This window comes from Bradyrhizobium sp. USDA 4454, assembly GCF_054822705.1.
The window spans coordinates 7,777,980-7,799,607 of record NZ_JBTRCN010000001.1; the positions used below are offsets into that span (position 1 = coordinate 7,777,980).

Sequence of the window (21,628 nt, forward strand, 5' to 3'; positions counted from 1 at the left end):
AACCAGAAATCCTTTTTCGATACAAAACTTCGATTTGTCAGAACAGTCTCTCGTCATTCAGCTAGTCGTCTCCATCCAGTGATTGGGTCCAATTGTGACCCGAGTGGCCCATCAGCTTCGACTGAATTCGAGCTAGAGCGTCACTGAGCCTCGCCGCTTCATTAAATCGTGTTTCCGGGTATGGCGGGCGCGCGGACGCGTCGTGTACGAGGGCTTCCGCTGTATTTGAGAGCCGGCCGATAGGCGTCCTCAGCCACTGAGCCGCACCTAAGAGCAGCGCCAGTGTGGCAGCGGCGCAAGCACCGAAACTAATCCAGAACGATCGTATCAAATCACGGGTGGACGCAAGCGCCTCGTCGGCACTCTGCCGAACCAGAAGAGACCAGCCAAAGCTTGGAAGGTTCGCGAAGCCGATCGTCGGAACGATCACCGTGAAGTAGTCCCTACCATTAGGCCAGCGCTCGCGTAGAGACGCAGTCGTGACGCGGCTAGCTGCAAGCGCGGAGCCGATGTTAAGCGGCTTGTTGATGAGATCCGGCGGACCAAATAGGATGGTTCGATCACCCGAAAGCAGCAGCACGTCAATGCCGGGTACCTGTAACGAGTCCATGCCTTCTGCGACCCATTTCCAGTCAAGATGAGCGCCGATGACTCCGGCAACGGAGCCGGCGTGGTGCAACGGCGCAGCCAGGTCGATAAACCGATATGGCTCACGAGCTGCGGGCAACTGGGTGGCCAATAATTGAGCAGCATGGACATCGATAGCCGTCGGCGAGACAAGGCCCCGCCTAAACCAGGGTCGCTGTGCAACGCTCACTCCTTCGAGCATGCCGTCTTTAGCCACAAGAATGGTCCCTTCGATATCCGCCACGCCGAGCCAAGTGTAGCGCGCATCAAGGCGGCTCAAGAAGTCTATTTGTTCCCGTGCATTTTTAAGATCCGTTAGGTCAATGAGCTGAGCGGACCGAGCTACATCCATCCAGACGCCATAGAGCCGGCGTGCCAGCAGCGCGGAGCTTAACTCGCCGCGAATCCTTAACGCGTCGAATTGCAGCTGCTCTCCCCGCTGCTGTAGCAAAGCCGTGTAGACCGTTGCGGTCACCATCGCAGGGACCAATATGAGCAAGGCGCCTCCACAGAACACCAAGGAAAGTAGGCTAGGTCTTTTAGGCATCTCGCGCTCCTCACCTCGTTAGAGCTCGCGCCAACTCCCGGATCATTTGCCAGATGTTCCCTCGATCGGCTCCTGGCGTGGCGGATTCGGTATGAAGCTTCTTGATAAGTTTCGCCCTTTGCGCGGGAGTTGGAGAGAACTTGACTCGATAGCCGTCACGCGTTGTCGCAGCAACATGCGCGTCTACTCCGCCAATTCCAGGCAGGTTGAGCTTCCCTGCTGCTCCGGTGGATAGTCCGGACGGACCACTGATTCGCGCGCCTCCTCGGCCCAGATTAAGGAGCCATCCGCGGTGCTTCTCACCTTGGATCACCAGGGTGATCGGTTCTGGGATCTGGCGCTGAGGTCGATCGTATCGCGGTCGTTCGATGCACACCACGACTGCCACGAGCAACACCAGAATGTTGTAAACCGTCCAGAACATCACGACAGCCGTGCCGTCGCCGGCTGTCGCAGACGTATTGAAGACGAAATCCGAGTTCAGTGGCACGATCAGGCCGCCGATCGTCAGTCCGAGCAGGAGTAAAAATGGTCGCATCAAAGTCCATTGAACAACTACTTTGGTTCGGTCGCCGCCTTTGGCCGTCACCGAGAATTTATGCGATCTTCCGGTCAGCAACCCGAGAGCAGCCGCCTGGCTGATGGGCCATGCCGCAATCAGCTGAGCCGTATCGTTGAGAAGCGGGACAAACAACCCCTTTGAAAGCCAGTTCAGGGACATCAGAACCATGAGGTAATACGGTACGTAATATTTGATGATGTCCACCAATGACGCGTTCACGATGGTGATGCCGAACCACCAGTACAAGAGAGGGAGAATCAGGCTGGCAAGCCGGAAGGGAAAGGTACTGATCCAGTAGAGCAAGGAATCAACAATGCCGATTCGATGCATCAGACTAAGGCTGCGCATGCCAAAGGGGCTATAGGAGTTGCGGACGATTTGCATCAAACCAAGGCACCACCGTCCACGCTGAGTGATATATTCTTTCAGCCCTTCGGGAGCCAAGCCTTCACTTAAGGGCTCGTTAAGGTACACTGTTTGCCAGCCGTTTTCCGCGAGCTTAAGCGTGAGCAGGAAGTCCTCGGTTACGCTTTGTGTCGGAATCCAGCCAATCTGCTCGACGGCCTGGACCCGCATTAAGGATGAGGTTCCGCAGCAGATGGCGATGCCCCAAGCATCCCGCGCCGGCTCAACGTTGTCAAAGAAATGACGTTGCTCATCCGGATATGCGGTGCTTATTCCCAGGTTGTGTTGGATCGGGTCGGGATTGAAGAAGTGCTGCGGGGTTTGCACGAGCGCTACGCTTGGCTCGTGAAACAACGCTAGCGTCCGCTCGATGAAGTCCGCATGGGGAACGAAATCGGCATCAAGTACAGCAACAAAGGCTGGCGGTGCGGGATCTCGAGCGCGCGCGCGAAGTGCATGGTTGATGTTCCCTGCCTTAGCGTGCTCTTTATTCGCGCGAGCGAGGTATCCGATTTCGTGCAGTTCGCAAAGTTGCCGCACCCAGTTTCTGGCACCGTCGTCGAGAACGAAAATCCGAAGGCGTGGATAGCGGATTTCCGTCGCACCAACGATCGTGCGCTCGAGTACTTCCGAGGGCTCGTTGTAAGTCGTGATGAAGACATCAACGTGCGGCGCTTCTCCCGGCAGCCACCATTCGGAGTACTGGTCTGCTTCGGCCGTCCGGTCTTTCACCCGCGACAATATAAAAAATGCGATGGTAGACGACAGCACGGTCAGAGCTTCGAGCACGGCGAATCCCCAACTGAACAACGCGTCAGCAGTCCAGTCGAGCGGCGCCAGCGTTTCGCTGAAGCGCCAAGTCGTATAACGCCAAGACAGTAAAGCAGCCGTCCCTAGGACGAGAGTGCGCCAATACCACTTCATCGGATTAAGCAACGGAAAGACAGTAAAGCAGAGGCCAACTATGAAAGCGGCGCCTGCGAAGGCAGCAGCGATTGGTGACAGCAGAAGCATCAGAATCCGTACCGCGTAAAAAACCGACGGAATTGAGCGATTGGGCCACTTGTGAAGATAACGCGTCCAGTACGCCCAATTGCGCAGCTGAGATCTGGCTCTGTTGCGAGGTCTGAAATAGTCACGGTGACATCAAAGCGCTGGAGATGTTGCGCACTCGGACCCACCGCTAGATTGGTGTAGAGTGAAGCTGCACCAGATCCCCCAAGGCGGGTTATGGTCCCATTGAAAATGCGATCATCTCCAAACAACCGAAATTGGACGGCCGTTCCCACCGAAAGACTATCGTATAGAGATTCGCTGACGCCCGCGGTGACGATAAGCGTATTGCAGTCGACGACCTTGACAAGATCCTGGCCGCGCCGCGCATATTGGCCATCGTCTATTAATATGTCCCAGACTAGACCAACGACGGTGGCATTAAGCGTAGCGAAGCTCAGACTATTGACACGAAGACGCTCGGCATCGATTTGCCGATCGAGCTGGACAATACGCGCTTTCACCTGTTCGTTGTCGACATTTAGTTCGGCCAGTCGCTGCTGGAGCTCTCTGATACGTTGAGCCGAGGAGGGAGCGTCGTTATACGACTCCCCGATGAAGACGCCGTCGCGAGCGGACGTGAGTTCCGTCTCTAGGTAATTTACTCGCTGCTGCGCACTCTCCAGTTCTTGTTGCGCGACGTCGTAAGTTGCGCGAGCGCGATCCAGATTCGCCGCCGTCTGTACACCACGCGTGCTCAGTTCGTTTGCTCGCTTGAATTCTGCGTCAGCTTGACGAAGGCGCGCGGCCGCAGCGTCTTGCGCTGCTTTGGTTTCAGCAATTCGGGCCTCGATCTGCCGAACCCTGCCACGCTGGTATTCAGTAGCTTGAGTATCGAAGCGAGACCTGGATGCCGACAAGGCCTCTCGCTGGCCAAGAAGGCGGTTGAGCTCGATATGCAGGTTTGCGCGATCGCGATCGAGCTCGAGTAGCCTCGCGATATCAAAGCGTTGGTCGTTGATTTCTGCTACGAGCTCTCCGGGGCTAATGCGCGCACCGATGCTCTTTGTCGCAAGCGTTACTTTTCCTTCGATTGGGGCGCGAACGATGTTGAGTCGAGCATTGAGCGTTGCGTCCGCCGATGTTCCAGCGAAGTGTTCACCGATGACAACGTACAATCCCACTGTCAACATGGCCAAGCCGACGATTGCACGTAGGAGCTTCATAAGGACATTCCAACTACGTCTATGATGGGAAGGTCGCACAGACGTATTGCCAGCCCGGCGCAAACATAGACTGACCAGCTTGAGGTCGAAACGTCCTCCTCTAACCGACCCTCCGCCCCCACTCTGGATTGGCAAGCCAAGTGCCGCTCTAATACGAGTGCCAGCGGCTCAGGCGTCATTGATCAGACTAACAGGCTGGTAAAGAATAGCTTCGTGATCTCAGCGACAGGGGGATCCTTCTCGTCAGAATTGACAACGGTGACGAATTCGTTCCTACAGTTCCAGCAGCGCCAAAGATACTGGACCTCCCGCGCACAGACGCGTTCATGCCACTCAAGGTGGACCAATGCGGAGCCACATTGAGGGCAGGCTTTGTGACGTGCAATTGAGACCGACTCCATGTGGTAGCTCGTATCATTGCGAAAAAATGGCCATAGCCGAAGACGCGGTGTTGCAGCCTCGGTCTCCGCGAGAGACTGCGGCCGATGCCCCTTTCCTTCAAACCTTGTGCCAATTTGCGAGGGCTTGATCAGTAAAGTAAATTTTCTGAGTAAGCGGACCAGACGGACAGCATGTCAGAAATCGGACAGTCTACGTCATGTCCTCCCGCGAGACCGCAAGTCAGATTAGGTTTCGCATTGGGAGCCTTGTCTACTAGTTCGTTTGGTGTTGAGTGATACGGTACTGTCTAGAATCTTTCGCACTTTTGATCAGGCGACGGCTCCGGCTTCAGAGAGTTGTGGCTGATAGAGCGGTCGCATGTTCATGTAGCATTTGGTCGACCACGCCGTTCCGGCAATGTGCCGCAGCCGGGCCGCCGCCAAGTTGAGACAGGATTGACCGTCGGGGAAGGCGCCGACGACACGGGTTCGTCGCCGGATCTCCTTCATGAGGCGCTCGAGCGGATTGTTCGTTCGAATCTTCCGCCAATGGATGTCCGGAAAGGCATAGTAGGCGAGCGTCTCGTGAACCGCCTGCTCGACGAGATCAGCAGCTTTGGCCATACGGCTTGCCCGCAGATCCGCGATGACGCTCCTGGCTTTCTCGTCGGCCGCGGCGCGGCTCTCCTGGGCATGAATGGCCTTGAGCATGTGGCTCACCTCGCGGACCCGGGTCGACGGCACGTGGCTGAAGACATTGCGATAAAAATGCACCACGCAGCGTTGATAGCGGGCCTCCGGCAGATAATCCGCAACGCTTTTCGACAAGACCTCGGCACCCATCGGAAACAACCAACTGCACGCCCCTGAGACCGCGATCGACGAGATGCCGCAGAAACGATGACCAGCCGGATTTGTCCTCCTTGGCGCCCTCACAGATGCCGAGGATCTCCCGGAACCCCTCGGCATTGACCGCCGAGGCCACCAGCAGCGAGACATTGCGAACCTCACCAGCCCAGCTGCGCTTCATCACGATGCCGTCGAGGTAGAGATACGGATGCTCGCCTTCGATCCTGCGATTCCGCCACGCCTCGATCTTGGTATAGATCTTCTTGTTCAGGTTCGACACTGTGCTCGGGCTGACCCGGGTGCCCCACAGCGCCTCCGTGATGTCTTCGACCCGCCGAACCGAAATCCCGGCCAGATACATCTCGATCAGCGCCTCCTCGACCGAGCTCTCCCGCCTCCGGTAGCGCTCGATAATCGCCGTCTCGAAGGTTTGCCGCCGTAGCTTGGGGACCTGCAGATTGACATCGCCCGCCTTGGTGTGCAGCGTTCGCTCGTAGCTGCCTGCCCTCGTGTCCTGCCGCGCCGGGCTGGCTCATACCGCCCAGCCCCGCACAGCTGGTCCGCTTCGGCCTCCAGCATCGCGTTCAGGGTCTCTTCCACCGTCCCGCGGACCATCTCGCCCAGGTGATCTCGAATCCGGGCCTCATCAATTTGGATAACCTGACCCATGGCATTCCCATCGTTCATTCAAAGCTCCTTCATTCTAGAAGAAGCCGTCCGACTCTGTACGTTATCAGTGATACGGCCTCGCGGGCGTCACTGATTATAGATGGCCCCGTCGGGAGGGTTCCGCCTGGCGGCACAACCGGGTGCCAATGGCAGTGTGTTTAGCGGGTGCGCGTGCGACAGTGCTTGGCGGTCAGGAACCAGACTGAAACATTGAGCTCCGGCACTTCAACCGGAGGGGTATCGGGCGCGTTAGACGATGTCCGAACGACAGATGTCTGACTGTAGTCCTCCACCATTGCGCATCTGCACACCGGCGGGGCGAAGAGAGTGGTCGAAGATCAGGCTTGGCCGCTCGTGCGACCTGAGGAAATAGGACCGCACGCGGAGCCCCTGCGCGTTCACGCGAGTTGTTGAAAAAGGTGAGCCACCCGCCCACTGATCGGGCCGATCTGATTTCTTAAAAGCTGCCGCCTGCCCAAGAGAATGCGCTTACCCATAGCAACAATGCAATTTCGGATGCTGTATGCAATGCAGCGTCGCGAATCTAACGCCCCCTTTTTGATTAAGCCCCCCGAGCACGTTCCAGGTGTTCTGGGGACAAGCGTGACTTCTTTGCAACCCACTTGTGGCGGACGCTCCTCAAGAACTCAGCACGTCGACTCAGGCAAGCAGACTTCCTGCTCCATCATCAGTGACCGCTCTGCGGCCAGCCTCTCGATCAAGCAGCGCGGGAATACCCGCGGCTGGAACGGCACCACTGAATAGATAGCCTTGTCCTTCTGTACAACCATTAGCCGCCAGATAGACCAACTGGCCTTCGTCTTCGATCCCCTCGGCCGTCGTCGTCAAACCAAATCCTTTAGCAAGGTTAAGTATAGCACGAACGATCACCCGGCTGTCGGTACTATTGTCGAGATTCGACACAAAGCTGCGGTCGATCTTGATCTTGTCAAGACGAAACGAAAGCAGCTGGCTGAGCGTAGCATAACCCGTTCCGAAATCATCGAGCGCGACGCGGATGCCGGCTTGACGAAGTTCGTCGATCACGGCCTTCGCAGCGCCGGTTTTTTCTACGAACGCGCTCTCGGTAATTTCAATCTCGAGGCGGCATGGACTCAAACCGGTTTGAGCAAGAGCTGCTAGAATGCGCTCCCGAAGCGCGCAATCTCGCAATTGAACAGGCGAAATGTTGAAGGCAAGCGAAAACGTCTTCGGCCACGCGTTTGCGTCAAGACAGGCGCGGCGAAGAAGCTGATCTCCAAGTGCGTTGATGAGACCCGTTTCTTCTGCAATCGGAATAAACACGTCGGCCGGGATATTCCCAAACGTCCTGTTTTCCCAACGCGCCAAGGCCTCGAACCCGATAATGCGATTATTTGCGAGTGAAACCAGCGGCTGATAGTGCGGCTCGATGATGTCCGCCGCGACAGCGCTACGAAGCTCGCGCTCGATTTGAACGCGCCGCTCGAGATGCGCGTCCATGTCTGGCTCGAAAAAGCGAACACGCGATCTGCCATCGCCTTGCGCGCGATAAAGCGCGCGTTCTGCGCTCCTGACCAATTCGTCGCGATTAATGCCGTCAAGCGGAGCGATCGCGATGCCAATTCCAACACCAAGCTCGGCTGCGCCAGTCTCAATCGCGAAAGTGTCGGCGGCGGACGCTACGATACGGCGCGCCAGATTGGCGGGATCTTCTAGGGAGCTAATGTTTGGCAGGACGATCCCGAATTCATCGCCTCCAATCCTCGCTAGGACGCCGTCCTTGCGCAAGATGTCGGCAAGCCTCTTGGCAAATTCGCCGAGTGCCTTGTCCCCCGCTGCGTGGCCGTGCGCGTCCTTGATTCGCTTGAAGCCGTCGAGGCCAAGCATCAGAATGGCGACTTGATGCGTGTCGGTGGCGAAGCCAAGGCACAGATCAAGTTCCTCATCGAACAAGCGGCGGTTCGGCAAGCCGGTCAACGGATCGTGTCGCCCAAAATCGCAGGCTTCTCCTTCTGCAATGATTCGTGCTTCAGTTTCGCGGACGAGTTGTCGATACCGCCGAACACTAAAGATTGCTAGCGAGACGCTGAGTAAGAACGCAACGAATATGGTGAATACGATGTCGTCGAGTGCAGACTCTAAGCCCAGCCCCAACCGGATCAAGCGAGGGACAAGCCCATAGAGGTGCGCTAAGACTGAAGCGAGAACGAGGCCACTGAAGAGAGCAATGAAATCCCTCGTGGCAGAACTACGCCAAACGAAGCGCAATAGGCGCGATCGTGATGTCGACAATCTCATCTTAGTCAAACCTGATGCACGGCCCAGTGAGGTTCTCGCCCGCAGCAAGAATCTTGACCGGACCAGATGTTGGGCGTCGAGTGCCGAGCTTCAATTACGTCATCGCGAGCTGTGATGCGATATCGGCGACGCGAAGCCCTCCCGGCAAAGTCGTGCTCAAGGGACCAGGAAGTGCGCACGTTGTTAACGCGGCCGAAGTAACAAGTTACGTCCTCGATATGCCGCTTCGAGACCTTGAACACCTGGAGAACGCATGGGCGAACACCAGTTCACGTGCGGCAGCGATCAGTGCGACTGGGTTTCTGCCAGTAGTGCTTCGGAGCCGGACCTCCTCCCAATTGCCTGGCGAGCCGATCGATGACCGCGGGCGCGCACCCGGGACGCTGACCTTCGCAGCGTGAGGTGATCGGCAACTGAGCGATCGACGGAGCGAAGGCGATCTAGCGCAGTTGAAACGCAACGACATGGCAGCTCCCGGCAGCAACCCGTTGCGGTGCGAACTCACCTGCAAACATTTCAATTGCTGGACCATGACCGAATGCTTGTTAGTGGGGGCGAGGCTCTTTCTCGGAGAAATGACAGCGAGAACCGGCGTAGGGCCAAGGCGGATTGAGACGAAGTGCACGGTCCACGATAACCTAAGCGACTACAACACGGTTGCGACCTTCAAATTTTGCGCGATAGAGCCGCTGGTCGGCGACGTTCAAGAATTGGTCGAGCGTGTCGCCATCGCGCCCGAACTCCGAAACTCCAACACTGATAGTGACGCCAACCGGCGGTTCGGCTCCGACGTCGAATGCAGTACGCTCGATCGCGGACCGAACGCGCTCGGCTACCGCGCTAGCCGCGTCGAGCGTCGCCCCCGGAAGCAACACCATGAATTCTTCGCCACCCACGCGCGCGATGGAGTCGTAAGGCCGAATCGCCTCCAGACACTTTCGTACGAATATGCGCAGGACTTCATCGCCGACGCTGTGGCCGCGTGAGTCATTGATATCTTTGAAATGGTCCAGATCGAGCGATAGCAGAGACAATGGGGCACCGGTCCGCTTGGCCCGCGCGATCTCGGCGCCGATATGCTCGATGAAGTGGCGCCGATTCCCGGCACCAGTCAGCGGATCGGTGGCGGCAAGCCGCTCCAACCTTTGATTGCTCAGCTGCACTTGCTGGAGCGCCTTTTGAGTATCGGCCATCGATTGAGCTAGGCGGGCCGTCATTTCTTCCTGGCTATAGATGGTCGCGAACGATTGCGTCGTTCGGAAAGCCCGGACAACTCCGTAGCTGAGCAAAAAGAACCCGCCAGCAAAGATCGCGTGGGCCAGCCACCACATATGATTCCATGGCGCCGCTAGAATGAATGCGAGCGACGATAGCGCGAACCACGCGACGGAAACGCCAAAAACAAGCATCAGCGGCGAGTGAATCCGTCGCATGAGCATGACCAAGACATTCAGCACACTGAATAGCAATGCGCCGCCCTCCATGGACAAGCGGACCGCTGGGTGCCCCGCATATGAAGAATAGGCGATCAGTGCGACACCGATGTCCGTAGCCAAGAACAGGCCAATCCACATCAACCATGCGCGCGCGTCCGAACGCTTCTCGAACTCGTCTGACGGCTGATTGTAGCTGAGCAGCCCGACCAAGAGCAAAATCGACATTGCTAGACGCGAAGCCGGCCCATAGAGCAGAAACAGCCAAATATTGTGGTGTGCCATCCCGGTGAAGGCACCGTGTAGCGAATAGATCAGTGCGAACGCCAGAAAACCAAGCGTCAGCCAACGCAACAGAGGCTCGCCTGAAGACCGGTAGCAACGCCAGGTCACATATGTGACGAACAGCCCCTCGAGGGTGGCGATGGCGATGGCGAACTCGTGGAAGAGGTGATCCTCAAACTTCAGCGCGGGATCTTGCTGGAAATAAAGATAAGCGATGAACTGAGTGGGCAGCAGGGCGAAGCCGATGATGAGCAGGCTCGTATAGGCCTCTGTGACCAGCCGCAACGTTTTGGGCGGGCCATGCACTGCGAGATTGGTACTCATATGCTATACCGTCATTCCAAGATGACTCCACGAGGTCCTTTCATGTACTTCGGGCCTTCCTTCACGGATCTCGCTTTACAAGGTGAAGGCATCACTGATTCGTCTCCGCCGAAGCTGACGAGCGCAGAGGTCATGAGCTTCACCTTTTTGGTCCATCAGCTGCCCCCCTTGAGCGGTACGGCGGAGCGCCCGCATCAACTTATCATCTACGAGCGGCCAATTTCCGTCGCGGCGCTGGCGCCGTGACGGGTTATGTGTTCGAACCCACCACGTTCAGTCCACCCGCTCCGCTAAAAGTAAGCGTATCGTGCGTGTTCAGTATGTTATCCCAGCTGCTGCCTCGAGTCGTCACGATCTGAGACCCATTCGAAAACGCACCATCGGACGATGAGGAGATCACAAGCCCATTGAGAAAAGGATTCTGCGCATTACCGTACTCAATCGTCTGCTTCCCGCCCACCGGTAGCGCCGCTGGGACGATCGGCCCGGACTGGTTCGGCTCTGAGCCGACGCGCGTGATGAGCAACACCGTAAGTGTCAGCCCACTTTGATTGACGAGTTTCTTGTGTGCCATGTGGCCTCCGTAATCTGCCGTGGTCCCCGCGCCGAAATGCGTGAGAGAGTTCAACTATATACAAAAGCGAATTGAGCTAGGACCTGCCAAATCTTGTAGGCGGCTAATATTCAGAACCTGCTAGAGAAAATGCGGCGCAGCTTCGTTGTAAGCGCGCCCAATGGCGCAATGTTGCCGAAATCCGGCATCTCCGCTTAGTTGGCACTGGGCAAGCTGGTCGCCCTGAAATGTTGGTATAAAAGTTCGGCACAGGCACCGGCAGTACATGAATTTTTGTGTTGATCGCCCCCGCCTGGTTGAAGAGGGCGACGTCAGCAACCCGACATGATTATTCTTCCCTTCCATATTTGAGGAGGGCCTCCAATCGAACGCGCGCTCCGAATTGGATCCAATCCACGCATTCCGTAAGGGCCCGCTACGTGTCGAGGTCGCATCACGAGGCGGGACACACGTCAGCCCCCGACCACATGCATGGGCCGAGGTTATATCTTGCTTGCGTTTCACTGGGGCGTCCGCCCGCAAATCGGGGAACCGTCGCGGCCAACCTTTCGGTCTGCTTGAGGAAGTCGCCGCTGCAGCCAAGGACCAACACTTGTCCGATCAAATGGCTCTGCGAGGAGCCGCCTGCGTCGGTGAATCCAGGCGGGAAAAGAAAGAAGCGGAGCGCACGACGTTCTCGGGGTAGCCATGACGTTCCTCTCAATTCTGATGCGTTAAGTTTCTGCGGCCGGTCGTCGAGCACACTTGGCTCCGGGGCCGGCCTATCTGAGCGTTGGGTCGCGATTGCGGGCTGGGATGACAGCACGAACCGGATCACTTCGCTCGTTCAGCAAGCGGTGTGCCATCGCAAGTGAAGCGAAGTTGTATTCGAGCGGAAAGGAAAACATAGGCTTAGCACGAAGCTCATAAAGATCGTGCTCGCGTGGGTCGGACTTGCGACTTAAGGCGCCGAACCAGACATGGCAGGTCGCGACCGAACTAAAGTTTGGGAGCTGCTTTGCAGAATGGCTACTTCGAACCGAAACGGCTTGCGACACGGGCCGACCACCGCGAAGATCCACGTCGCGGAGATCGGCATTCTCAACTGCATCTCCGGAATTGGTCGACCGATGCGACCAAGCACATTATCAACGGAGCCAGCGAACAAGTAACCTCGGGGCTAGGTGTGGGCCGTGGCGCGGCGGACCTTATTATCTAGCGTTTTGAGCATTATCCTTGATTGACGCGGCCATTGAGGTCTGTCTGGCTCACCAGCCGCATGTCGTTGAAGAGCGGCGAGGTTTGTTGACCGTTCGCCCACCGGATGACAACGCCAAAGCGACCCACACTGCTGACGACGCCAAGGTCCATATCAGGAGTGCCTTGCCAGCAAACGTAGTCACCTGGCTTCAATCGCCTGTGCTTGGCATTCGTGATCGAATTCCGATTTCGTCCCCATCAGGATCCCGTGTTCGAATCGCGCTCGTGGCATCGCGAGTGTAGAGAGAAGTCGGGAGTCATCAGCTGAGCGCCACATGCCGGAACGCATCAACCAGCGGGCTCTCCAGTTTGCCCTTCATGCCGACCAGGACCTCGTAAGCGGTATCGCGAGACATGGTCGCCCGATACGGTCGGTGCTCGATCACCGCCGCAAGATATCGGAAATCGTCAGGATGCGGACAATGTCGGGAATATTCTCGGCGGAGAGACCGTCCGGATAGCCGCTGCCGTCGAGATATTCATGGTGATGCCGTACCGCATCGAGGATTTCCTGCGAGACCTCGGCGGTTCCCAAGAGCATCTCGTACCCAGCCGCGGGATGGGTTTCGATCAGGGATCGCTCACGGTCATCGAGTTTGCCGGGCTTGTCGAGCACCGCAAGTGGTATCGTTGCTTTTCCGATATCGTGGAAGATCGCCGCGGCATGCAGGCGATCAATGTCTTGCCTGACCATGCCAAGATCTAAGCCAAAGTCCACCGCAATGCCGTCACCAGAAGGCAGTGCTGATACGTACCTTCGTGGTGACGACGAACGACCGTCAGCCATTTCGCAAGACCGTGCTCGGTGACGTCGGCTATCGCAGTGCCGGCGCGACGTGTCTCCGCCACGTCGATCGTAAGGCCGCCCGCGGCAGCTCGAAACATCGCTGAAAGACAATCAGCTCCTTCAGAAGCGATCTTTTCGCCGCCCAAAAGTACCTTGGTTGAATCGCCCGGCAGAGCGTTTCGGGTGGAGAGCTTCTCAAGGAGTTGCCTCGGCTTGATTGGACTCACAAGTACGTGTGTTGCGCCAAGCGCATAGGCTTGGACCGTCGCGAGCCGTGTGGGTTGGTCAACAACAAAGACACGCTTGGGCGCGCGCAACATGATCGCCAGCCTGCCCTTCAGGGTTTCAATGTTCTCGACGACGCGCAAATCGACGTTAACAACCACCGCTTCGTTGGCGGTGGGAACGGTAGCGCGTAAGCGCGATTTTCCCCGCACGTTGACGCCGGCGGTTTTGAAGGATTGCCCTAGTATCGGGCGATACCGGGCCGTTCAGGTAGTGGCGGCTTTGTGGAAGTTGAAGGGCAGCAGGTCGGTAATATCGGCGTCGCCGGCGCGCTGAGGCAATTCGGTGAGGACGTGGCGCAACCACGCTAACGGCTCGACACGTGAGGCGCGGCAGGTCAGCATCAGGCTGTAGACGACGGCACTGGCCTTGGCTCCGTCCACGGTATCGCTGAACAACCAGCTCTTCCTGCCAGTTGCAAAAACCCTGATGTCGCGCTCCAGAAGATTGTTGTCGATCAGCATGCAGCCGTCCCCGGTGTAGCGCGTCAGATATTCCCATTGGTTTCGGGTGTAGGATACGGCGTCGCCGAGCTTGCTGTCAGGCAAGACCCTTCGGGGCCATGTCATCGAGCCATACCTTGAGAGCATTGAGGGTGGGAACACTATGTTGCTGGCGGAAGCGGCGAATGCAGTCGGCCTGTGTTTCACCCTTCTCCGGTATTCCGTCCCGCGCCTGCCTTTCAACCCGGTAGAGCTGGTCGAAGAACCGCAGCGCCTGCTCGGGCGGACCGCCGCCCTTCTTCCTCGCCCTGAGGGCATCGACAAAGCGCCGCCGGGAGTGGGCCATGCATCCGATGTGGGTGGCCCGTTCCAGCGTGCGCCATGCGGTATAGCCGTCACTCATCACGATGCCGCGGTAATCGCCGAGGAAGGCCTGGGGGTGGATTTGGCCGCGGCCCGGCTGATAATCCAGAAGAACGATGGGCTCGTGACTGCCCTTGCCGCTGCGATAAGCCCACATATACGATGTGCTGGTGGCCTTTTTGTCCTTCTCCTTGAGGACCTGAACCGTCGTCTCGTCGCCATGGATGAGAGGCTGCGATCTGAGCCGCAGCTTCAGGGCGTCATAGATGCGGGAGAGATGTTTCTCGCTCGAGCCGATCACCCAGCGACCCAAAGCGCCGCGGCTGACCGGAACGCCGGCGCGTTCGAAGGCCTGCGCCAGGCGGTAGAGCGGCGTGCCATCGACATATTTATGAACCAGCGCGAACGCCAGCGTTGAGGCCGTGGCAACGCTGCCCGGCAGCGGCTGCGTCGGCATCGGCGCGGTCACGACAGGGGCGTTGATTCCGGTGCGATCGCAATGGCGGCACGCATATTTGAAGCGTACGTTCTGTAAAACCTTCGCCTTCACCTCGATATGAAGTTGCTCGGTGACAGCCTCGCCCATGCGATGCATCTGGCCGCGGCAGCAAGGACACGCCTTCTGATCGTCGGGCAGGTCATACTCGACGCGCTCACGCGGCTTTTCGCTGCGTGGCGCAAAACGATGCAGGCGTGCCAGCGCCAGTTCTTCCTCGAGTTTGACGACGCGGTCGGCGAGTTGATGGTTCTCCGCCTGCAGCGCAGCAATGCGCGCCAACAGCACTTCAACACTCGGATCGCCGGTTCGATTCATCGGATTCTTGAATCTGAACCGTACCGACGCGTCAACCGCTCAACTCGAGAGCTCAGCCGGCAACCTGATAGTGCCGCACCGGATGGCGGACCATCGCATCGATATCGATGCCATCAAGGATCCAGTGCAATTGCTCGGTCGTAAGCCGGACGACCGCCTCCTGGCGGCGCGGCCATCGGAACTTGTCCTCGGTCAGCCGCTTCAGGACCAGCACAAAGCCGGACCGGTCGAAGAACAGCAACTTCATCCGGTCGCAACGGCGATTGCAGAACGCAAAAACCGCCGGCGTGAATGGATCGAGCGCCATCGTCTCCTGGACCAGGACCGCAAGGCTGTTGATGCCAGCCCGGAAGTCGATCGGCTCACGGTGCAGATAGACCTGCAGGTCACCGCCCAGTCTGAACATGGCCCAGTGCTCCGATGATCGCCGTCAATGCATCCACATCGCCGCATTCCAGCGCGAGCTTCACGCCGTTCGGCAGCGACACGCTCACTTTGGCCGGAGAACAAAAAGCTGGAGTCCCTTTGGGTTCCGAACCACGCACTTCATCGCAAGTCGCCGGCAAATCCACCGTCGCCACGCTGTCTTGCCGCGACAGGGCTCGATCGGCGGCCCCCTCAAGCTGAACCGGGATGAACGCCGGGCGTGAGGACGGCGGCAGCGACCTGGTCGCGGTGTGCTTCTTGATCCACTTCCGAAGCAGGTTCGCGTTGACCCCATGTTCGAGTGCAAGCCTCGATACCGAAACCCCAGGCTCAAGGCAGGCCGTGACAAGACGCTCTTTCGATGCCGCCTCGTAGCGCCGGCGACCGTTCCGGCCAACAAGTCTGACCCGCAGTTTCTGATCGTCCGCTGCCATCACAAGGTGTCCACCTATTTTGGTGGACACCTCATGCATCAGAGCACTCAAAAGCAAAAGGTGCGGAGAAATTCGCGCTTACGGTAGCGCCGTTGGCGAGCTATTCGGCCGTAACGCTGTGTTCGTGGGCCAGGATACCGGAAATGGCGCCAAGCTTGGCATGGCTATCAGCGACAACATGAACGGACATCGGAAAGGCTCTGTCGGTGTTCTTCCATCCAGAATCCGCACCTTCCTGCCGAGTCCGGTCGCGGCTGGCCCTCGCGCCTAGCGAGGTGCAAGGCGGATCTTCGACGTCAATTTCGAACGCTGGTTGGGAACGCAGTCGGTTGAGTTGAAATCAGATAGCCTGGTTGCGGCTCTCGCGACTAAGTTCGGTGCGCATCAGCGATCAAGGAATTACTTTTACTTAAACAGTTATCGCAGCGGCTGGCGTGCTGCGCAGCAGTTGTCCTTGGCTGCTGATATTCCTAATCGATCTGAGGCATCTATCCAATACATACAAACGTTTAGATCTGAGCGCACGGTCGAGCCGGGTTCGCCGCTGGTGGATGACATGCATGATCAGGCATCCATGTTCGATGTCGTCGACACTAAGTAGCAAGAATGTGGTCTGGGGTTTAAATGGTGGGCTATAGCCAGTGTTTTAACCGGCCGAGCGCATGGTAATGTTTTGACCATGAAACCTCGCGCGACACTGGCCTGGAACGTCCGGCGGATCCGCCTAAAAAGGGGCCTTTCGCAAGAAGAGTTGGCTCGCGCGGCCGGGATCAACCGTTCCTACTTGGCGGGTCTCGAGCGGCAATTGAAAAACCCAACGATTGATGTCATCGATCGTATTGCCGCAACGCTCGGCGTTGAGCCGTCCGAGCTCTTTATCGAGCCCTCCGGCTGTGCCGACATTCTCAAGACCTCGCCCGGGCGGCCGAAGCCGCGTCTCCGTCGTAAGAAGGAGTAGCGATACACACGCCGCGAAATCGCAATGCAAGCGTTTGTCTTAAGTCGTTTTAGTAGCGCGGTTGAGGGGCATGTCCAATCGACTCACAAGAGGGGCGTCGCACTCGCGGTTATAGGAGGAAGGGGTCGCTCGTACGGCCCCTTTTTCTTCTCGTTATTTGAGACAGAGGTTGGATGCAAAGAAGACCTGCATCCGACGCCACCAAGCAACGAGCGAGCCGCACGAGGATCATGGCATCGCCCCTCTTGTTGTGGTTATTATGTTAGCGCCATGCCTCGCAGCAAATCCACACCATGGAGCGTCGAGTTCGCAGAGGTCTGGTGCCCGCTCAAGTAGGGCGCACTGCGCGTCAGACAAGTGAGAAACGCGCAGACGGCAAAGATGCAGGCTCAGGACTCTCGTTGGCCCGCGGGTGGATGCGGCGTGCTCGGCGCGTCGTTGGCTGTCGACATGGCTTCAACCAATTCGATTACCCGTCGTCGGTCGGCAGGATGCTGCAGCGACCGGAATGCCTTCAAGATACGGGCGCTTTGGGCCACCTCGTCAGCACGGCTTTTGTTCGGCAAAGGACCTCCTCGTTGCGACGCGCGCCGGTAGCTTGATCCGGCCAAAGTAGCAGGTGCGGCGCTGGCGTAAAGACAGGACCACTCATCGAGATGAGGCTTGGTCGGCTTGGTGCGCTGCAACGTGGCGCGTTGCTTCGGTGATAGTGCGCGCCACGCGGTTTGAGCGCTCACGTCGGCTGGGCAATTGGTGTCGCCAGATTGGCAAGGTAGGCATTGGCTTCGGACGCCTTTGAAGCGGCTGTGAAGATCGCCCGCTTATCGGCTCTAAGCACGGAGAGCCAGTGCGCCAGATACTGCGCGTGGTCCGCGCGTGGCTCAACCCAGACGTTGAGTTCACTGCAGAGGAATGCTGCGCCAAGCTCGGCGATGAGTTCCTCCATCGCGTAGGAGTCGCGACCAAAGCGACCGGACAGGTCGCGATTGCAGCGATGGGCCGGTGCCATCCAGTGAACGAGTTCATGTAGCAGCGTCGAGTAGTATGCCTCGCTTGCAGATGACGTCGCGGAACCGGTAAACATGGAGCTTTCGGGCATATGGATCTCGTCGCGTGAGGGGAAAAAGCATGCGCGACGACCGCCGCTTCTCACGATTGCGCCAGTTGCGGCGACAAAGCCGTCGACGGAAGCAACGGGTGGGAACGCACTTTGCGGCTTGTCTTCAGCGGTGCGGTCGCCATCGACCTGGTCGGCGTTGAATACCGGCGTTGCCCGTGCGACCAGCCGCCGTCTGGGATCGTTTTGATCGGTATCGTCGGCTTCGATCTCAATCTGCCGGTAGAAAATGACGTAGGAGGCTTTCTGGCCCTTCCTGACAATGGCGCCCTTGCCGGCCCATTGTCGGTAGGTGCCCCAGAGATGCGAGCCGTAGCCGTGGACCTGCGCCTCGATCCACAATGCCAGAATGTTCACGCCGTTGTAGGGATTGCCGGACGCCACGTTGACGGGCCGGCGACTGCCGCTGCCGCGATGCCACGGCATTTGCCATTTGTCGGTCCCGGCCTCGATAGCAGCGACGATGCGGTCGGTGATGTGCTGATGAATATCGAAGCGATTGTTGCTCATGGTCTCTCCTGTTCTGGCGGCGCTCGGCCTTGCCGGTGACCGGAGAGACGCGGAGAGACAGGGGCCGCACCCGAAGGGCGCGCTTGCGCGAGGGCTTGCCCCTTGCGGCGCATGGCGCTCTGCGTCAGGTCAACGCGGGCAAGGCCGGCCGCGATCGGGAGACCGGGCATTCAGCTGGCGATATCGCGCGGCGACGTGTCTCGGCCGCGATCGACAAAATGCCGCACGTTTGAGGCGCTCGCTGGCTGGTTTGGAGGACCGAGCGTCAGCGCTGCACTCATGACCTGAGCCGCCAATCGCGGGAATTCAGGGCATAAAGCCGAGTGTCAGGAAGTAGGGGTGGCGAGGTTCATAGGAGATCACTTCAATCATGAGGGACATCTTCAATGAACATTTTCCGCAAGCGGGCGGCTTTCGCGTCGCCCAAAGACAACTTTCGCTGCGCCTATGGTTGTGTGCGTTTCTTTGGCATCCACGCGCGGCGTTCTGCGCTGGCTCGTGTCATCTCAGCGACTGCCGCCGAAAAGCTCGAGCGCGCTATCGGAGAAAAGATGTGGGCTGCTGCGTCTACAGCGAAGACCGCGCGGGATGATGCTGCGGCGGGGTTGCGAACAGGATACGTTCTGGCTCTGCAACAGAACCGTCGTTATGACGCGGAGGATGAGAAGCTCTACCGGGAGACGAAAGACGAACGACTGAGAGCTCGCCTTCTCCGAAACCAACTCAACAAGCTTCTTCATCCCCCGTCGCGACACATCAATCCGCTGGCCTATTAGCGAAGTTCAGGGAGCCCAATAGGGCTCCCTGACGTACAGACCAATTTAAACCAGAGGCCCGTCGCGGGAACGGGCTGGATAGAGCCAAACTCGCCTGCCGCCGAAGCGGAGCAAGGACATTTCGGTCCAGGCCTCCGGGGAAGTGGTTCTCGCGAACGACGCCGATAGCTAAACCGCCGTGCTGGCTGATACTGTCCTGTCGCGGCTCGGAGTTGAAGATGGACAGCGAAACATTGAAACATTCGCGCTACTGCTTGTGCAGAAGATTACCCTGGTGGGACTGATCAAATTCCTCGATCACAAGGGAATACTCGGCAAAGACCTCATCATCGAGTTTCTTGAAGGCGTAGCGGCCAAAAACACCGAGACTCTAACTCCCGCTGGATGAAAGTTCAGTGGCAGGTCAGCCCTTCTCTAAATTGAAGGCGCTGTTGCGCTCCGCTGCCGCGCGCACCATGCCTGATCTCCGGCAAGCAATCGCTAATGCTCTCAAACGCTTCTCACCCGAGGAATGTCCAACTATCTCGCCGCCGCTGGATACGACGCAACGCGATCGGAAAACGCTCTAGTCTGACTGAGTCACAAAACCGCCGGCCAGAATCAATGATGGTTGCAGCATGGACCATTAGCCTATGAGGCCGACATGAGCGGGCGTGGCACGAAGACGAGCGAGAAGCGATTTGCGGCGTATTTGGAAGGGCTTGCCAGTGTCATCGGTCATGCTGATCGGAAGGCGCCGCTGCGCAACTATTGCGTCGGCCTGATGGCCTGTGGCGGTCGCAAGAGCGTGGAGCCGATGGCGGCGGTGACGGCTCCGGAGCGGACGGCAGCCCAGCATCACACTGCTCTCAGCTCATCGGTTCGTTTCCACAGTAAATACGAAGGAATAATCGGACGCGTAATCCGGATTATCAGTTGCACCCATTCGCGCTTTTGGCGGCTCGACCAGGACGCGGCGCACCCGGCGGCCGGCAACTTTAGCAAATATTTGCTGCGTTGGATTGCCTATCCTGGCGGATTGATGGCAATCCATGCATGACTTCTGGGTCTGCAAGTAGGTCTCAAGGGTGGTGTTGGCGACGATGTGACTGGCGCTCGACGGCGTGATGTCGCCGGTCGAGAGCGGTACAGTGCTCTGCGGCGGTACTGGCTGCGGGCTGTTCGGCCATTGCACGTCGATCAGACGGTAATAGTTGAACACCGAATCCGCCGGCAGGATTTTCCAAGCATAATCAGTGACGGAATTCGCCTGCGAGTCCACCGGCGTGATGCGGGTGATCTGCATCGGCGCCGAATAGGGAAAGCAGTCTGGCGTCGGCGGCTTGCCAATTGTGCACGCGTCGCCCGGCGGGGTGTTGGGCTTGCAGCGATAATAGATATCGGTCTGCGGGTTGCAGTTCGTATTGAAGAACGTATAGCCCGGAGATTGCTTCTGGTTGGGATTGCGCGGCAAGGTTGGCGCGACCGGATTGCCATTGTTGTCATCGGGATCATTGTCAATCTGCTCGAAGGTTGCCCAAACGAACTGGTTGGCGCCCGGCACCTTGTGGATGATATGCAGGCCGACGAGGCCCATGGTCGCCTGAACAGGCTTTCCGCCAGGCAAGGTGTATTCAGCCAACGTCGTCTTGTAACGGTAGTTGAGCGAACCGTCCGAGGGCAGCGCCACCCAGGCGGCCTTGATCTCGATGGCGCCGACGCCTTGGCCATAGGTAGTGACCTTGCCCTTGCAGTCGACGTCTGTGTTGCCTAGCGCATTTCCGGCTGGCAGATTGAAGCCGCCGCGTCCGCTCTGGCCCTGCTGCGAGGCGCAGGCGCGCTGGCCGGCGAATGTGGTGAGATCCAAATCGTCGAACACATTGGTGGTGATGTAGGCGTACTCGTCCTCGTTCAACAGGATCTCATAGAACGCCGGAACGCCGCGCTGGTCGGTGATCCATTTGCCATTGCCAGCCTGGCCGATGTTTTCGAGCACAGCGTCTCCGAGCTTCGACACATTGAACAGCATTTTCGTTGACGGACGCTTGTCATGCCAAGCCGATTTGGCGCGTGCGTCCGATTGCGTGAACGCCTGGCTCGCCGAGAGGAAGCTTTCCCAGACCGTCGCCGAGGTATCTTCCGGCATGCCGAAACTCGACCACGGGGTATTCGCATCCGGCGTCCCCGAAACCTTCGGGTCGGCCTTCCAGTTGAGGTAAATGAACTCCTGCCAGGCGAAGCAGTCTGCTGCGATCTGATTCTTCGAGGCGGCGCTGAAATAAGTTGGCAGTATCGCCTTCGGCTGCACCTGGGTCACGCCGATGGCACCGCAGGGATTGGCGT

16 protein-coding genes and 3 pseudogenes are annotated in these 21,628 nt (G+C 58.2%); 5 read left to right on the forward strand and 14 right to left on the reverse strand.

Annotated elements, in window-relative coordinates:
• Positions 1 to 61: 61 nt before the first annotated feature.
• From ACVIW0_RS36205 to ACVIW0_RS36230, 6 genes and pseudogenes are all read right to left on the reverse strand, one after another.
• Entirely contained in the window at positions 62 to 1,126 is a 1,065-nt protein-coding gene (locus ACVIW0_RS36205) for a cache domain-containing protein (RefSeq protein WP_461356691.1), read from the reverse strand.
• Between the two features lie 58 nt (positions 1,127 to 1,184).
• Positions 1,185 to 3,155, reverse strand: a complete 1,971-nt coding sequence (locus tag ACVIW0_RS36210) for a glycosyltransferase (protein ID WP_461356692.1) — start codon at positions 3,153 to 3,155, stop codon at positions 1,185 to 1,187.
• On the reverse strand, positions 3,155 to 4,360 hold the full coding sequence (locus ACVIW0_RS36215; protein WP_461346282.1) for an HlyD family secretion protein: 1,206 nt from the start codon (positions 4,358 to 4,360) through the stop codon (positions 3,155 to 3,157). The genes ACVIW0_RS36210 and ACVIW0_RS36215 overlap by 1 nt, the downstream gene beginning before the upstream one ends.
• Before the next feature lie 710 nt (positions 4,361 to 5,070).
• A pseudogene (locus ACVIW0_RS36220) lies at positions 5,071 to 6,258 on the reverse strand (IS256 family transposase).
• 660 nt (positions 6,259 to 6,918) lie between these two features.
• Positions 6,919 to 8,403: a putative bifunctional diguanylate cyclase/phosphodiesterase gene (locus ACVIW0_RS36225; protein WP_461346281.1), complete on the reverse strand. Its 1,485-nt coding sequence runs from the start codon at positions 8,401 to 8,403 to the stop codon at positions 6,919 to 6,921.
• Positions 8,404 to 9,176: 773 nt separating this feature from the next.
• Entirely contained in the window at positions 9,177 to 10,580 is a 1,404-nt protein-coding gene (locus ACVIW0_RS36230; RefSeq protein ID WP_461346280.1) for a sensor domain-containing diguanylate cyclase, read from the reverse strand.
• A gap of 42 nt (positions 10,581 to 10,622) precedes the next feature.
• Between ACVIW0_RS36230 and ACVIW0_RS36235 the strand changes: the two genes are divergently transcribed.
• Positions 10,623 to 10,826, forward strand: a complete 204-nt coding sequence (locus ACVIW0_RS36235) for a hypothetical protein (RefSeq protein WP_461356693.1) — start codon at positions 10,623 to 10,625, stop codon at positions 10,824 to 10,826.
• Between the two features lie 4 nt (positions 10,827 to 10,830).
• On the opposite strand, the gene ACVIW0_RS36240 is transcribed toward ACVIW0_RS36235, so the two are convergent.
• The 6 genes and pseudogenes from ACVIW0_RS36240 to tnpA form a co-directional block, all read right to left on the reverse strand.
• Positions 10,831 to 11,154: a hypothetical protein gene (locus tag ACVIW0_RS36240; RefSeq protein WP_461346279.1), complete on the reverse strand. Its 324-nt coding sequence runs from the start codon at positions 11,152 to 11,154 to the stop codon at positions 10,831 to 10,833.
• 1,621 nt (positions 11,155 to 12,775) lie between these two features.
• Positions 12,776 to 13,087 (reverse strand): HD-GYP domain-containing protein, encoded by a 312-nt coding sequence (locus tag ACVIW0_RS36245; protein WP_461346278.1) that lies wholly within the window; start codon positions 13,085 to 13,087, stop codon positions 12,776 to 12,778.
• 8 nt (positions 13,088 to 13,095) lie between these two features.
• Entirely contained in the window at positions 13,096 to 13,617 is a 522-nt protein-coding gene (locus tag ACVIW0_RS36250; RefSeq protein ID WP_461356694.1) for a hypothetical protein, read from the reverse strand.
• Positions 13,618 to 13,671: 54 nt separating this feature from the next.
• Positions 13,672 to 15,085, reverse strand: a pseudogene (tnpC, locus tag ACVIW0_RS36255) (IS66 family transposase).
• Between the two features lie 52 nt (positions 15,086 to 15,137).
• Positions 15,138 to 15,491, reverse strand: coding sequence for an IS66 family insertion sequence element accessory protein TnpB (tnpB, locus tag ACVIW0_RS36260; RefSeq protein ID WP_028344496.1), 354 nt, complete (start codon positions 15,489 to 15,491; stop codon positions 15,138 to 15,140).
• Positions 15,472 to 15,945, reverse strand: a complete 474-nt coding sequence (gene tnpA / locus ACVIW0_RS36265; RefSeq protein ID WP_461349635.1) for an IS66-like element accessory protein TnpA — start codon at positions 15,943 to 15,945, stop codon at positions 15,472 to 15,474. The genes tnpB and tnpA overlap by 20 nt, the downstream gene beginning before the upstream one ends.
• A 679-nt stretch (positions 15,946 to 16,624) precedes the next feature.
• On the opposite strand from tnpA, the gene ACVIW0_RS36270 reads away from it, so the two are divergent.
• Positions 16,625 to 16,903 carry a helix-turn-helix domain-containing protein gene (locus tag ACVIW0_RS36270; RefSeq protein ID WP_461346276.1) on the forward strand — a complete coding sequence of 93 codons (279 nt, stop codon included), beginning with the start codon at positions 16,625 to 16,627 and terminating at the stop codon, positions 16,901 to 16,903.
• Between the two features lie 733 nt (positions 16,904 to 17,636).
• On the opposite strand, the gene ACVIW0_RS36275 is transcribed toward ACVIW0_RS36270, so the two are convergent.
• On the reverse strand, positions 17,637 to 18,530 hold the full coding sequence (locus ACVIW0_RS36275; protein WP_461346275.1) for an ArdC family protein: 894 nt from the start codon (positions 18,528 to 18,530) through the stop codon (positions 17,637 to 17,639).
• Between the two features lie 386 nt (positions 18,531 to 18,916).
• Here ACVIW0_RS36275 and ACVIW0_RS36280 point away from each other — a divergent pair, with 386 nt between their 5' ends.
• The 3 genes and pseudogenes from ACVIW0_RS36280 to ACVIW0_RS36290 form a co-directional block, all read left to right on the forward strand.
• Positions 18,917 to 19,306, forward strand: a complete 390-nt coding sequence (locus ACVIW0_RS36280; protein WP_461346274.1) for a hypothetical protein — start codon at positions 18,917 to 18,919, stop codon at positions 19,304 to 19,306.
• 178 nt (positions 19,307 to 19,484) lie between these two features.
• Positions 19,485 to 19,694, forward strand: a complete 210-nt coding sequence (locus tag ACVIW0_RS36285; RefSeq protein ID WP_461346273.1) for a hypothetical protein — start codon at positions 19,485 to 19,487, stop codon at positions 19,692 to 19,694.
• Positions 19,695 to 19,949: 255 nt separating this feature from the next.
• Positions 19,950 to 20,150, forward strand: a pseudogene (locus tag ACVIW0_RS36290) (transposase); the annotation flags it as partial.
• 9 nt (positions 20,151 to 20,159) lie between these two features.
• Here the strand turns inward: ACVIW0_RS36290 and ACVIW0_RS36295 are convergent.
• Positions 20,160 to 21,602 carry a hypothetical protein gene (locus ACVIW0_RS36295; RefSeq protein WP_461356695.1) on the reverse strand — a complete coding sequence of 481 codons (1,443 nt, stop codon included), beginning with the start codon at positions 21,600 to 21,602 and terminating at the stop codon, positions 20,160 to 20,162.
• Positions 21,603 to 21,628: the final 26 nt, after the last annotated feature.